Origin of the sequence: Pseudoxanthobacter sp. (assembly GCF_036822375.1) — a bacterium.
Taxonomy (GTDB): domain Bacteria; phylum Pseudomonadota; class Alphaproteobacteria; order Rhizobiales; family Segnochrobactraceae; genus Pseudoxanthobacter.
In genome coordinates this window covers 1-13,518 of sequence record NZ_DAISHT010000090.1, presented here as the reverse complement: position 1 = coordinate 13,518, position 13,518 = coordinate 1, and the positions used below count along the sequence as shown (strand labels likewise).

At 71.2% G+C, this 13,518-nt stretch carries 10 protein-coding genes; 5 read left to right on the top strand and 5 right to left on the bottom strand.

Annotated elements, in window-relative coordinates; translation table 11 throughout:
• Positions 1-1,195, bottom strand: a 1,195-nt coding sequence (locus V7067_RS10220) for a Rieske 2Fe-2S domain-containing protein (RefSeq protein WP_334175795.1), incomplete at its 3' end; no start/stop codon positions are given.
• 243 nt (positions 1,196-1,438) lie between these two features.
• On the opposite strand from V7067_RS10220, the gene V7067_RS10215 reads away from it, so the two are divergent.
• Positions 1,439-2,374 carry a LysR family transcriptional regulator gene (locus V7067_RS10215; RefSeq protein WP_334175794.1) on the top strand — a complete coding sequence of 312 codons (936 nt, stop codon included), beginning with the start codon at positions 1,439-1,441 and terminating at the stop codon, positions 2,372-2,374.
• Here V7067_RS10215 and V7067_RS10210 read toward each other — a convergent pair.
• Entirely contained in the window at positions 2,338-3,129 is a 792-nt protein-coding gene (locus V7067_RS10210) for a 4'-phosphopantetheinyl transferase superfamily protein (protein ID WP_334175793.1), read from the bottom strand. The two genes, V7067_RS10215 and V7067_RS10210, sit on opposite strands and share 37 nt — an antisense overlap.
• Positions 3,130-3,137: 8 nt before the next feature.
• Positions 3,138-7,289 carry a Pls/PosA family non-ribosomal peptide synthetase gene (locus V7067_RS10205; protein WP_334175792.1) on the bottom strand — a complete coding sequence of 1,384 codons (4,152 nt, stop codon included), beginning with the start codon at positions 7,287-7,289 and terminating at the stop codon, positions 3,138-3,140.
• 246 nt (positions 7,290-7,535) lie between these two features.
• Between V7067_RS10205 and V7067_RS10200 the strand changes: the two genes are divergently transcribed.
• From V7067_RS10200 to V7067_RS10190, 3 genes are read left to right on the top strand one after another with little or no spacing between them, the layout of a single operon-like run.
• Entirely contained in the window at positions 7,536-8,141 is a 606-nt protein-coding gene (locus tag V7067_RS10200; protein ID WP_334175791.1) for a hypothetical protein, read from the top strand.
• A 4-nt stretch (positions 8,142-8,145) separates the two neighbouring features.
• Complete coding sequence (locus V7067_RS10195) at positions 8,146-8,814, top strand: response regulator transcription factor (RefSeq protein ID WP_334175790.1); 669 nt, start codon at positions 8,146-8,148, stop codon at positions 8,812-8,814.
• 5 nt (positions 8,815-8,819) lie between these two features.
• Positions 8,820-10,205, top strand: a complete 1,386-nt coding sequence (locus tag V7067_RS10190; RefSeq protein ID WP_334175789.1) for a HAMP domain-containing sensor histidine kinase — start codon at positions 8,820-8,822, stop codon at positions 10,203-10,205.
• Here V7067_RS10190 and V7067_RS10185 read toward each other — a convergent pair.
• Both V7067_RS10185 and V7067_RS10180 read right to left on the bottom strand, forming a co-directional pair.
• Entirely contained in the window at positions 10,178-11,224 is a 1,047-nt protein-coding gene (locus tag V7067_RS10185) for a hypothetical protein (RefSeq protein ID WP_334175788.1), read from the bottom strand. The two genes, V7067_RS10190 and V7067_RS10185, sit on opposite strands and share 28 nt — an antisense overlap.
• 287 nt (positions 11,225-11,511) lie before the next feature.
• Positions 11,512-12,123: a L,D-transpeptidase family protein gene (locus tag V7067_RS10180; protein ID WP_334175787.1), complete on the bottom strand. Its 612-nt coding sequence runs from the start codon at positions 12,121-12,123 to the stop codon at positions 11,512-11,514.
• Positions 12,124-12,500: 377 nt separating this feature from the next.
• Between V7067_RS10180 and V7067_RS10175 the strand changes: the two genes are divergently transcribed.
• Positions 12,501-13,205 carry a response regulator transcription factor gene (locus V7067_RS10175; protein WP_334175786.1) on the top strand — a complete coding sequence of 235 codons (705 nt, stop codon included), beginning with the start codon at positions 12,501-12,503 and terminating at the stop codon, positions 13,203-13,205.
• The last annotated feature ends 313 nt before the right edge of the window (positions 13,206-13,518 follow it).

Here is a 13,518-nt window from a genome sequence, read left to right as displayed (position 1 = left end):
AGCGGAATTCCTCCAGATCGTCCGGCGTCGCCATGCCGGAGGCGTTGAAGAAATCTTCGTACTGGCGGATGCGGCGGGCGCGGGCCTCCGCGCTCTCGCCTTTGGGGGCGATGCAGTAGATCGTCACCTCGGTGCGGTCGACCGACAGCGGGCGGTAGACGCGGATCTGCGAGGAGAACTGATCCATCAGGTAGACGTTGGGATAGAGGCACAGATTGCGCGAGCGGCTGATCATCCAGTCGGCCATCGCCTCGCCATAGGCGGCCTCAAGCTCGGCGCGGCGCTCGGCCAGCGGGCGGTCTTCCGGGTTGGCCCAGCGCGTCCACAGCAGCAGGTGCCCGTTCTCGAAGGAATAGAAGCCGCCGCCCTGCTTGGCCCACGAGCCGGCATCCATGGCGCGCACCGGGTCGATACCGGCAGCGGCGGCGGCCGCCGCCTTGCGGGCGTTGGTGGTGGCGGCATAGTTCCAGTGCACCGAGGTGACGTGATAGCCGTCGGCCCCGTTTTCAGTCTGCACCTTCCAGTTGCCGTCGTACACATAGGTGGAAGAGCCGCGCAGCACCTCCAGCCCCTCCGGCGACTGATCCACGATCATGTCGATGATGCGCGCGGCCTCGCCGAGATAGTCCTTCAGCGGCGGCACGTCGGGGTTGAGGCTGCCGAACAGGAAGCCGCGATAGTTCTCGAAACGCGCGACCTTCGTCAGATCGTGGGAGCCCTCCTTGCTGAAGCTCTCCGGATAGCCGGCGCCGTCCGGGTCTTTGGCTTTCAGCAGGCGGCCGGTGTTGGAGAACGTCCAGCCGTGGAACGGGCAGGTATAGGTGGAACGATTACCGCGCTTGTGGCGGCACAGCATGGCGCCGCGGTGCGAGCAGGCATTGATGAAGGCCCCGAGGGTGCCGGTGCGGTCGCGGGCGATGACGATCGGCTGGCGGCCGATAAAGGTCGTGAAATAGTCATTCTTCTCCGGGATCTGGCTCTCGTGGGCGAGGTAAATCCAGTTCCCCTCCCAGATGTGTTCCATCTCCAGCTCGAACAGCTCCGGGTCGGTGAAGATATCGCGCCGGCAGCGATAGTGGCCGGTGGCCGCGTCTTCCTCCACCGAGGCCTCAAGACGGGCGATGACGGCCTTCTCCCATCCGTTCAGGAAGGTTTCTGCGGAGGTGGCGCTGGTCGGGGTGGCACTGCTGGGCATGGGCTTCCTCCTTCATGCAGGCCGTTCCGGGCCCGCCGCCGGATTTCGGACACAGCCCGGCCGTGGCGGCTCCGGGCCGCGCGGGACGGTCTGTAATGTCGAAAATTTCCGGCGTGTTCGTGTTTTACGTGTTTTTCGGGACTTTCGCCTGTATGGTCCTGGAACCCTTCTTAGGTGCCGCACGAAAAGAAATCCAAAACCGATGCGGTCTGAAACGATACCGGGAAGGTATGGGAGGAACGGATGGAACTGCGCCAGCTGCGCTATTTCGCGGCTGTGGCGCGCGAGCGGAATTTCTGCCGCGCCGCCGAAAGCCTGCACATCGCCCAGCCGCCGCTGAGCCGTCAGGTCCAGCAACTGGAAGACGAACTGGGCGTGCAGCTCATCGACCGCTCGGAGCGTCCGATCCGCCTCACCGAGGCCGGGCGCTTCTTTTATGAACAGACGCTGCAGCTTCTCGGCCGGCTGGAGCAGACCTGCGCCGCCACCCGCCGCATCGGCACTTCAAACCGCGAGCGCTTCGTCATCGGCTGCGTGGCTTCCACGCTCTATGGCGGCACGCCCGATCTGGCCCGCCGCATGCGCCGGCGCTGGCCGGACCTCGACATCGAGTTCCGGGAGATGATGTCGGTGCAGCAGCTTGCGGCGCTGAAGGAGGGGCGCATCGACCTCGGCTTCGGCCGGGTGCGGTTCAACGATCCGGCGGTGGTGCGCATCGTGCTGCGCAAGGAGCGGCTGGTGGCCGCGCTGCCGGCCGGCCACCCGGAAGCCTCCGGCACCGGGCCGCTGGCGCTGGAGAAGCTGGCCGCCGAGACGCTGATCCTCTATCCGAGCGAGCCGCGGCCGAGTTTTGCCGATGAGGTGCTGTCGCTGCTGGCCGACCGCAACGTGCGGCCGCGCGCCATTCAGGAGGTGCGCGAGCTGCAGACGGCGATGGGGCTGGTGGCGGCCGATGTGGGCGTGGCGCTGGTGCCGGCCTCGGCGCAGCGGCTGCGCACCTTCGATGTCGGCTATCGCCATGTCGACGATCCGCGCGCGGTCTCGCCGATCATCATGAGCTATCGCGCCAACGACCACAGCGGCCGCATCGAGGAGATCAAGCAGCTCGTCCGCGAGATGTACGACGACCGGCCGGACTGGCTTCAGCTTTCCGAAAACACCCTGCTGCCGCCGGCCTGAAGGGCGCGGACGAGGGCTTCGGGCGATGGCCGGCACCACGCCACCGGCCCGCCGGCAAAGGCCAGCGAAAGGCACACGTCCGGCTGCGGAAAGCGCGTCGCGAACTGCCATGCCGGACCGGGAAGCGGGGTGAGGAGCGCCGGGTGTTCGCCGGGCGCCATGGCAAAGCTTTCCGGCGGCTGCGCAAGGCCGGTGCCGAGCCCCTTCAGCACGGCTTCCTTCAGCGTCCAGATGCGGAAGAAGACGTTGCGATAGGCTGCGCCGGTGAGCCCGGTCAGGCGGGCGCGCTCGTCGGGGTGGAAAAGCGCGGCGGCCAGTGCCGGATCGGCATTCTGCGCCAGCATCGCCTCGATATCGAGCCCGACCGGCCCGCGGGAGACGGCACAGGCCACCAGCCCGCCGGTGCGCGACAGGCTGAACTGCAGCCCGTCGGGCGGCCGGCCCGCCAGCTGCGGGCGGCCCCCGGGCTCTGCGGCAAAGCGCAGGCTGGCGGCCGGCCGGCCGGTGGCGGCCGCCAGCATGGCCCGGCAGAGGGCGTGGCTGGCGATGTAGCGCTGCCGGTCGCCGGCCAGGCGGCGGCGGCCGGCGGCGACCTTTTCGTCTGCGTCGAGAACGGCCAGAAAAGCGGCTTCGTGGGCCTCCGTCAGGGCCGTGACCGGCAGCAGGGCCACCAGCACGGCCGCAGCCCCCGCAGCGGCAGCAGCCGGCGTTGCCGCCGGCTGCCGGGGTGCGGGGATGAGGGGCAGGCGGAACATGGCGTCCGTCAGGCGGCGTTCGGCAGGGCGGGGCGCGGGGCCGCCGCCTCGCCGTGGCCGGCGGCGACGACCAGCGCCGGGCGGGCGGCCGGCACATGGCGCACTGCGGCGGCGGCCTTTTCGGCAAGGCCGGCGGCCTGCGCCTGCGGCACCGCCGGCGCGCCGACCCAGGCGGTGTTCGCCGGGATCGATTCGCCCTTCATCACCACCGTCAGCGGGCCAAGGCGGGCAAAGTCGCCGACGTGGGTGTCATAGAGCACCGTGGAGCCGGCCTCGATGGTCACGCCGTTGCCGACGCGCACGCGGCCGACCTTCATCACGCGGTCCTCATAGAGGTGGGTCTGCAGGGCCGAGTAGTTGTTGATGGCCACGAAATCCCCGACCTCGATGCAGTCGAACTCGGTGATGTCGGTCATGTCGATGTAGCAGCCCTTGCCGATCTTCGCGCCGAACAGCCGCATGGACCAGGCGAGCATCGGCGTGCCGCGCAGCAGGTCGAGCAGCATGCGGGCGGCCATGCCGGAATACATCACCGCGATGGCCTCGGTGCGCAGCGCCCACCACGACCACATCGGGTTCTCCTGCGGCCGGTAGGTGCCCATCATCAGCCATTTCAGGGCCACCACGATCAGCGCCATCGTCACCGACATGGCCACGCCGAGGCCGACGAACAGCGGCACCGCGACCATGTAGTTGCCGGCCTCGACACTGGGCGCCAGCAGTTCCATGGCGATCGTGCCGAAGGTGATGAACGACACGGTCGGGACCGAGAGGTTGAACACCGCCTCGAAGGCCGCCCGGCCGATCTGCCGGCCGAGCGAGGGGGTGAAGGTGCGCGCGGCACCGCCGTCGAAGTGCTGGCGCACCGGCAGGCGGATGGCGGGGCTGCCGAACCACGTCTCGCCGGGCTGCATCGCATCGCCGACCGGCGGCTTGGACTTGATGCCGATCAGCATCCCCTCGGGAAGGGTGGCGCCGGGCGTGACCACGGCGCTGTTGCCGACGAACACGCGGTCGCCGGTGTGGACGGGCTTCAGCGTCATCCAGCCGCGGCGGATGTCTTCCTCGCCCAGCAGCACCTCGTCGGCGATGAAGCAGTTGTCGCCGATATCGACGAGGTCGTAGCGCCCGGAAAGCGAGGTGGAGATCTCCGAGCCCTTGCCGATCTTCGCCCCCATCAGGCGATACCAGCCGCGCATGTAGACGGTGGCATAGAGCGAGCTCAGGGTATCGAGCGTCACCTCGCTGGCCAGCGCCACCAGCCACTTGCGGACATAGAAGCCGGAGTGAACCGAATAGACGCCTTCCGACACCCGCGGCAGCAGCACCCAGCGCAGCACCACGATGAGCGCGACGGTGAGGGCGATCAGGCTGAGGGTGGTGGGCCATGCGATGGCCGGCAGGAACCAGTGATAGTCGATGGCGGTCGAGCGCTCGATGACGCTGTCGAGGCGGTCGAACACATAGAAGGCCGGGATCAGCGGCACGAGGCTGAGGGGCGGCACCATGAGGATCGCCATCAGGTAGACGGCGAGGTTGGCGGCGCGCTGCGCCCTGCCGGCCTGCGCGTGGGCGGGCAGGGCCGTGCGGTCGACCTTGCCGGTGCAGCGGGCGGGCGAGCCGTCCCATGTCTCGTAGGGGGCGATGCGGGTGCCGGCCGGCACGGCGGTCAGGTCCGCCAGCTCCGCGCCCTCGCCGACGACCACATCCGGCCCGAGCACCACCGAGGAGCCGATATAGGCGTCGGCGCCGATTTCCAGCGTGCCGATGACGAGTTCGTTGCCGATGACCTGCGCGTTGGCGAAGCCGCCATGGCCGCCGATGGAGGCATCGTGACCGATGGTGACGAGATCGACGGCGCCGCACTCGTATTCGTAGATCAGGGCATCGCGGCCGACCTTGCCGCCGAGCGCCCGGATCCAGGCCCGCATCACCGGCGTGCCCTGGAACCATTTGATGTGGACGAGGCTCAGCAGCCGCTGCACCACCCACCAGCGATAATAATAGGCGCCCCACAGCGGATAGCGGCCCGGCCGGGTGCGGCCGATGATCAGCCACTTGCCGGCCAGCGCAATGGCGACGGTCAGCAGGTTGATGGCGATATAGACGCCGGTCAGCGTCAGCGCCTCGGTCAGGAACGGGGCGTCGTCGTTTGTCAGCAGCATGTAGCTGACGAACACGCCGAGCCACTGCGCCGTCATAAGGGCGAACAGCACCGGCAGGGTGGCCGCCTGCGCCAGCCCGCACAGCAGGCGGCGGCGCAGCGGCGGCGGCGTGAAGGACAGGTCGGGCGCCTCGTCGCCGGTGCCGGCGGCGGCGCGCGCGGCATCGAGGCCGGCCGCCATCGCCCGCAGCGTGCGGTCGCGGTAGACATCCTGCAGCGTCAGCCCGGCCAGTGCCGGGGTGGCGCGCACGGCGGAAACGAAGCGCGCCGCCAGCAGGGAATGGCCGCCGAGATCGAGGAAGAAGTCGGCCTCCATGGGGATCGCGGCCCCCGGAAACACCGTCTGCGCCGCCGCCAGCAGCTTTGCCTCGGTGGCCGTTGCCGGCTCGTCGGCGGCAACCGGGGCGGCAAGGGTGAGGGTGGCGGTCTTCAGGGCCTTGCGGTCCACCTTGCCGGAGGAGAGCACCGGCAGCGCGGGCACGATTTCCAGATGGGCGGGCACCATATAGGCCGGCAGCGTGCGCGCCAGCGCGGTGCGCAGGGCGGCCGCGTCCGGCGTGGTGCCCGGCGCCGCCACGAGGAAGCCGACGAGCCGGTCGAGGCCGTCGTCGTTGCGCAGCACCACGGCGGCGCGGGCAACGCCCGGCTCGCCGGCCAGCCGGGCTTCGATCTCGCCCAGCTCCACGCGGAAGCCGCGGATCTTCACCTGATCGTCGATGCGGCCGTGGAACGCGATTGCGCCGTTTTCGTCGATGCTGACCGCATCGCCGGTGCGGTAGAGCACCGGTTCGCCCGGCGCGGCATCGGCAAAGGGATTGGCGACGAACTTCTGCGCGGTCAGATCGGGGCGGGCGAGATAACCGGCCGCCACGCCGGGACCGCCGATGACGAGTTCGCCTTCCACGCCGGCCGGCAGCGCGTTCATCGCCTCGTCCACGACGCGGCAGGTGTAGTTCGGGATCGGCCGGCCGATGGTGACCGGCACGCCGGGCTGCACCTCGGCGACGGTGGCGACGACGGTGGCCTCCGTCGGGCCGTAGGAATTGAACAGCCGGCGGCCCGGGCGGCACCAGCGTGCGGCGATCGCCGGCGGGCAGGCCTCGCCGCCGAGAATGATGATGCGCAGCGACGGCACGTCTTCCGCCAGCAGCGAAATCAGCGTCGGCACGGTGTCGAGCACGGTAATGCCGTTGTCGCGCAGCAGCGCCGGCAGACGGTCGATATCGGCCATCATCTGCGGACCGGCGACGAACAGCGCCGCACCGGCCAGATAGGGCAGCCAGATTTCTTCCATGGAGAGGTCGAACGCCGCCGAGGCGCCCTGAAAGACGATATCGTCCGCATTCACGCCATAGGTCTCACGCGCGGCGCGCAGGAAGTGGCAGATGTTGCGGTGGCTGATGACGATGCCCTTCGGCCTGCCCGTGGAGCCGGAGGTATAGATCAGGTAGGCGGGATGGTCGGGGGTGAGGCCCGGCGCGCGCGCTGGCAGCCGGCCCGCCGGCACATCGCCGCCCGCCGCGGCCAGCGCCCCGGCGGTGAGCACCGGAAAGGCGCTGCCGGCCAGCGCCTTCGCCAGCACGTCGCCGGCAAGGATCGCCTTCGCGCCGGCATCCTCAAGGCAGGTCTCGATGCGCTCCACCGGGGCCTCGCCGTCGAACGGCAGCCAGGCGGCGCCGGCGCGGGTGACGGCGATCTGGGCGATCAGCAGCGGTACGCCGCGGGCGAACCACAGGCCGACGACATCGCCCGGGCCGATATTGCGGGCAACGAGGCCGCGGGCGATCGTTTCGGCGGCCGCATCCACCTCGTCATAGCGCCAGCGCCGGCCGCCCTCGATATAGGCGGTACGCGCGCCGGCTTCTCCGACGGTGGCGGCGAAGAGTTCGCCCAGCACTTCGTCCCGCACCAGATCGGGGCGCACGGGGCCGCGCAGCACGGCGGCCGGTGCCGGTCTGGCGGCGGCGAGGACGGAGGAGACAGCGGAGTGGTTCATGGCATTACCCGGATCAAGGCGCAGACCGTGGCCGGCGGCCGGGCCGGAAAGCCACCCGGGACGGGCGGCGCAGCCGGCACGATCTGCTTCGGGGTCGTCTTTTACGGCAGCCGCCATTGCGGCTCTCTGGCAGGCGCTGTCAGCGTTCTGCAAGGCGGGCGCCGCTATGCTGCCGGGGCAGAGAGAATCAGCCGCCCGACCCCGCGCCGCCGTGGCGCCGGCACGGGCGGTGCGGGGGACGGGAAAGTGAGCACGGTCGAGAACCCGCAGGCGGTTCTGCCGGCCGGCCGGCGCTGGGGCCGGCCGCGGCAGGCCGCGGGCATGGTGCTGGCGGGGCCGCTGCTGGCGCTGGCGCTCGGCGGCCCGCTGGTGGCGGAGGAGATGAGCACCGGGCTGCTGCCGCCGGTCCCCGCCGGCGATACCGCGACCGCCACGGCCGCCGGCCCGGACGGCACCGCGCTGCCGCTGCCGCCCGGAAGCGGCACGCCGCAGCCCGGCGGGCCGCGGGCCGCCGCCGGGGCCGCCCACACCACCCGCAACCCCGCCCATCCCGGTCACGGTCATTCACGCGATCAGGTGCGCCAGCTCGTCCAGCATGGCGAGGTGCGGCCGCTGAAGGACGTTCTGACGGTTGCGCGGCGCGAGATTCCGGGCGAAATCCTGCGTATCCGGCTGCATCGCCGCAACGGCACCGGCCACCCGGCCGCACCGGCAACGGCCGCTGCACCGGCCGGCCCGGCGGCGGCCGGCGGCGCGCACTGGGTTTATGAGGTGCGCATTCTGGATACCGGCGGCCACCGTCGCGATCTGGTCATCGACGGGCGCACGCTGGCGGTTCTGGAGAGGAAGTGACGTCGTGCGCGTGCTGATCGTGGAGGACGAGCCCCGCATTCTGGCCGACCTGCGGCGCGCGCTGGAGGCGGCGAACTATGTCGTCTCCACTGCCAGCGAGGGCGAGGACGGCTGGTATCGCGGCGACAGCGAGGATTTCGATCTCGTCATTCTCGATCTCGGCCTGCCGAAGATCGACGGGCTGACGGTGCTGAAGCGCTGGCGGGCGGCCGGGCGCACCATGCCGGTGCTGATTCTGACCGCCCGCGACGAGTGGCGCGAGAAGGTGGACGGCATCGATGCCGGGGCCGACGATTATCTGACCAAGCCGTTCCGCATCGAGGAACTGCTGGCGCGCGTGCGGGCGCTGGTGCGCCGCTCGGCCGGCTTCGCCTCGCCGGTGCTGGTCAACGGGCCGCTGGAAATCGACACCCGCAACATGGCGGTCGCCTATCGCGGCCACCCGGTGCCGGTGACGGCGCTGGAATACCGCCTGCTGGCCTATCTCATGCACCAGCCCGGCCGGGTGGTGTCGCAGAGCGAGATCGCCCAGCACATCTACGAGGAAGATCTGGAGCGCGATTCCAATGCCGTCGAGGTCATCGTCGCGCGCCTGCGCCGCAAGCTTTCCGGCCCGGTGATCGAGACCCGTCGCGGGCAGGGCTACCTGATCCCGGCCGGCCTTGCGGACTGATGGCCATGAAGGCCCGCCGCCGTCTCCGCTCCCTGCGCATCCGTCTGCTGATCGGGGCCACGCTCGCCATTGCCGCGGCGCTGGGCATGGCGGGCATCGGCCTGCAGGTGCTGTCCGCCCACACCATCCACGACGAGGCGATGGCCACCGTGCGCGAGCAGTTCCGCGCGCTGGTGGCGGATGTCGATGTCGGGGCGGGCGACCAGTTGCAGGTGATGGACGAGCCGCGCGACCCGCGCTTCGCTCTGCCCTATGGCGGCTTCTACTGGCAGATCGGCCGCGGCAGCAAGGTGGAGCTCCGCTCGCAGTCGCTGTGGGACCAGACGCTGCCGTGGCTGCCGCAGGACGGCGAGCCGCCGGGCGCCCATCTCGTCGGCCCCAACGACACCCGGCTCGTCGCCATGCAGCGCTCGGTGGTGCTGTCCACGCCCGACGGCGACGAGACCGTGCGCGTGCTGGTGGCGCTGGACTGGGCGGCCTATGCCGATGCGCGGCGGGCGTTCTTCTATGCCATGGCGCCGTCGCTGGCGGTGCTGACACTCGCCCTCATTGCTGCGGTGTGGCTGTTCCTGCGCGTGGGCCTGCGCCCTCTCGACGATCTGCGCCTTGCGCTGATGAAGGTGCGCGACCGCTCGGCGCAGCTCATCGAGGGGGCCTTCCCGAGCGAGGTGCAGCCGCTGGTGGACGACCTCAACGCCCTGATCACCGCCCGCGACGGCCAGCTCGTCGCCGCTCGCAGCCGGGCCGGCGATCTGGCCCACGGCCTCAAGACGCCGCTTGCGGTGCTGGAGGCGGTGGCGCGCGATCTGGAGGCCGCGGGCGACGACGAGCATGCCCGGCAGGTGCGCGACGAGGTGGGGCGCATGGAGGCTCATGTCCGCCGGGCGCTGGCACAGGCCCGCGCCGGCCTTGCCGCCGCGCAGATGAATGTCAGCGTCGATGCCGCCCGCTCCACCCGCCGGCTGGTGGAGACCATGCGTCGCCTCAGCACCGGGCGGCGGCTGGAGATCACCCTTGCGGCGCCGCCGGCGCTGGCGCTGGCGGTGGACGAGACCGACTTCATGGAAATCGCCGGCAACCTCATCGACAATGCCCGCAAGTGGGCCGCCGCGCGCGTGGCGGTGCGGCTGGTGCCGGACGGGCGCCGCGCCATTCTGGAAGTGGCCGACGACGGCCCGGGCCTGCCGCCGGACTGGGACACGCCCGACATCGCCCGCGGCCGGCGGCTGGATGAGAGCGTGGGCGGCACCGGCTTCGGGCTGGCGATCGTGCGCGATCTGGTCGAGGCCTATGGCGGCCGGCTGGTCTTCACGCCGGCGCCGGCGGGCGGGCTGGTGGTGCTGGTGGAACTGCCCGCTGCCGGTCAGTTCCCGCCAACGCAGACGCCGTAGCGGCTGCCCGGTGTCGCCGACGGGGCGGCGCAGCGCGGCAGGCCGCTCGTGCGTCCGGCCGCCGCGGTCAGGCGGGTGCGCAGGGCATCGGTGGTGAGCGGGCTGGCGACGCCCTCGTCTTTCTCGAACTCGGCGATGGCGGCGGCCACGGTTTCACGGTCGGGCGAGCGGGCATCGGCCAGATAGCCGAGCCGCGTCAGCAGCCCCACCACCGCGCTGTCGCCGGCCGCGGCTTCGGCGGTGGCGGTGCGGGCATCCTCTTCCGGCGGCAGCGGGGCAGACGGGCTGGCAAGCACCACGCGCGGCGCCGCCGCAGCTCCGGCCGTTACCGGCGCGGCGGCGGGGGCCTTTGCGGCGGCCGGCGGCGCAAGGGTTGCCGAAGGCGCCGCGGCGGCGGCCGTTGCCGGGCCGGCATCGGCCGGGCGGCCGGCGGGCATGGCGGTGCGCGGCACGGGCTGCGGCATGGTGCCGGGGGCGAGGGTGGCGGCCGGTGCCGCCTGCGCGGGGGCGCGTGCGGCGGCAGCCCCGCTCAGCACCCGGTCGGGCTGCGCACCGACCCAGTCGCCGGCCGGGGTGCGGCAGCGCCGCCCGCTCACCGTCAGCGAGCGTCCGTCGAGGCCGTTGTAATTGTAGGTGAAGCCGCGGCAGCCGTCGCTCTGGATGGCGCCGGCCCGCACCGTCATGGCCGAGCCGGAGGGAATGCGCACCGACAGCACCTGATCGGGGGCGGTATATTCCATCATGCCGGCGATCTGGGCGTTCACCGGGCCGCGGTCCGGGGCCATCACCTCGGCGGGAGTGGGGTTGTAGCCGCCTTCCACGCCCCAGCCGGACCCCGGTGGCGGGGCGACGGGCTGGGATTCCGGCTGCGGATAGGAGGCGCTGTCCTCATAGACCGGCACGCCGGCAAGGTTGGGCGGCGGCTGCTGCCCGTAGCCGGGCGCGGGCGTGCCATATTGCGCCGGCACGGGGCTGCCGCTCGCCAGCAGACCGGCTGCGGCCAGAAACGGCAGGACCATGCGGCCGGATCGCCGCGGACCGGCCGCGGAGGAGAACAGGTGGCGCAGCATCGCTCGGGCGCAGGGCTCCCATGATTTCAGGCGGATGATTTCAGGCGGATGCCGGACCGGCGGCGGGGGTGCGTCCGGCTCCCGCCAGGGCCGGCCGCGCCTTCCGCCAATAGGCACCGAGTTCGGCAGCAGTGGGGCAGAAGCGGCCGGGCGCGGGCGCTGAATTCAGGGGACTTGAATTCAGGACGCCTTATGTCAGCCGCCCCGGGCCGGCAGGTCCGGCGCGGAGCGCGGTTTCACAGCACACGCAGCACCGCGCGGGCCGGCAGGCGGGCGATGAGGCGCTGCAGCACCGCGCGCGGCAGCGCCACGCAGCCGGCCGTCGGCTGCAGGCCGCCCGCCTGTCGCGGGTCGCCATGGGCGCAGTGCAGGAAGATGGCACTGCCGAGCCCCCGCCCCCGGCGTGTGATGTTCCAGTCCGGAATGCCGACGATGTCATAAAGCCCGTCGTCGCGCATCACGTTTTCGTGCGAGAAGGCGACGGGAAGATGCACGAAACGGTTGTAAAGACCCGATTGGGGCGCGTCGCACCAGCCGTCGCCGGGCCGTGCCGGGCGGGCGGGCAGAAGGGTCGCCGGCCGGCCGATGCGGTCGGCGCGCCACAGCAGCGCAAGCAGCGGCATCGCGGCCCGCGGCGTGGCCCCGTCGCCCTCGCGCTTGCGCGCCGTGATGCCGCTGCGACCCAGCGCGCAGCCCCAGGTGCTGCCGGAAAAGCTGAGAATGCCGCGGTGCGGACCGGTGCCGCCGCGCCGCGGGGCAGCCCGGACAGTGAGGACGGCGGCGGCCCGGCGCGGGCGGGATTTCAGCATCGCCGGGCGGCAAAGGCCCGGCACGGGAATGACAGCCATGGCAATCCTTGTGGCGCCGGCCGGCCCGCCGCCGGCGGCGGGCGCAGCAGGGCGCGGGGCCCGGGCAACTCCTGCGGGCAGTGCGGCACAGGTGACGATGCGAAGCAGTTGAACCAGACCCGGAAAACTGGTTCTTTGGCAAGAGCCACCGCCGTGTTTCCCGGTCCCCGGGTCTCCTGTCACCGGCGCTGTGCCGCGCCGGCCTCCCTCCTGCTGCCGGCGGCCGGCCAGTGCCATTCCTGCAGCGGGTCCGCCGTCCGCGCAAGTCTCAGGGCTTCAGGTCCGGGGCTTCAGGTCGATGAGAGCCGGCGGCTGGTCAGAAGACCCCGGCCGTTCCGTCGCCGGGGATTTGCCAGGCGATAGGGAATGCCCGCAACATGACGACCCGCACGATCCTGATCGTCGACGATGACCCGGACCTGCGCCAGCTCCTGGCCGAGCAGCTGACACTGACCGACGAGTTCGTCGTCCTGCAGGCCGAAACCGCTTCCGATGCCATTGAACTGACCCGTACGACCGCTGTCGATCTGGTGCTGATGGATGTGGGTCTGCCCGACATCGACGGCCGCGAGGCCGTGCGCATGCTGCGCCGCGAGGGCTTTCGCGCACCCATTCTGGTCGTCACGGCGCAGGACGGCGAGGCCGACACCATCCTCGGTCTGGAATCCGGTGCCAACGACTACGTGACCAAGCCGGTGAAGTTCGCGGTGCTGCTGGCGCGCATCCGCGCCCATCTGCGCCAGTTCGAACAGAGCGAAGATGCCACGTTCTCCATCGGCCGCTTCACCTTCCGCCCCGCTGCCAAGATGATGACGGACGAGCGCGGCGCCAAGGTGCGGCTGACGGAGAAGGAAACCGCGATCCTGAAGTTCCTCTACCGGGCCGGCGAGAAGGCGGTGGGCCGCGACGTGCTGCTGCACGAGGTGTGGGGCTACAATTCCGGCGTTACCACGCACACGCTGGAGACGCACATCTATCGCCTGCGCCAGAAGATCGAGCGCGATCCTTCGGTCGCGGAACTGCTGGTGACCGAAGGCGGCGGCTACAAGCTGCTGCCGCGGGCCGGCCGGGAACTGGCCTGAGCCGGCTGTCGCCGGCCTGAGATGGACCTGAGCCGGCGGGCCGCCGGCCTGAGACAGGCTTAAGCCGGCGGGCCGCCGGCCGGAAACGGACCTGAGCCGGCTGTCGCCGGCCCGGGATGGACCTGCGCCGGCTGTCGCCGGCCGGGGCCGGCAGCAGGGAGGGGCTGAATGAGCCTTGCATCCGACATTACCGCCCTGCGCCGCGTGTCGCTGCTGGAGGGCTTTTCCGACGAGGCACTGCGTCTGGTGGCCTTCAGCGCCGCCGCGCGGCCGATCGCGGCCACCGAGGTGCTGTTCGTGGAAGGCGATCCGG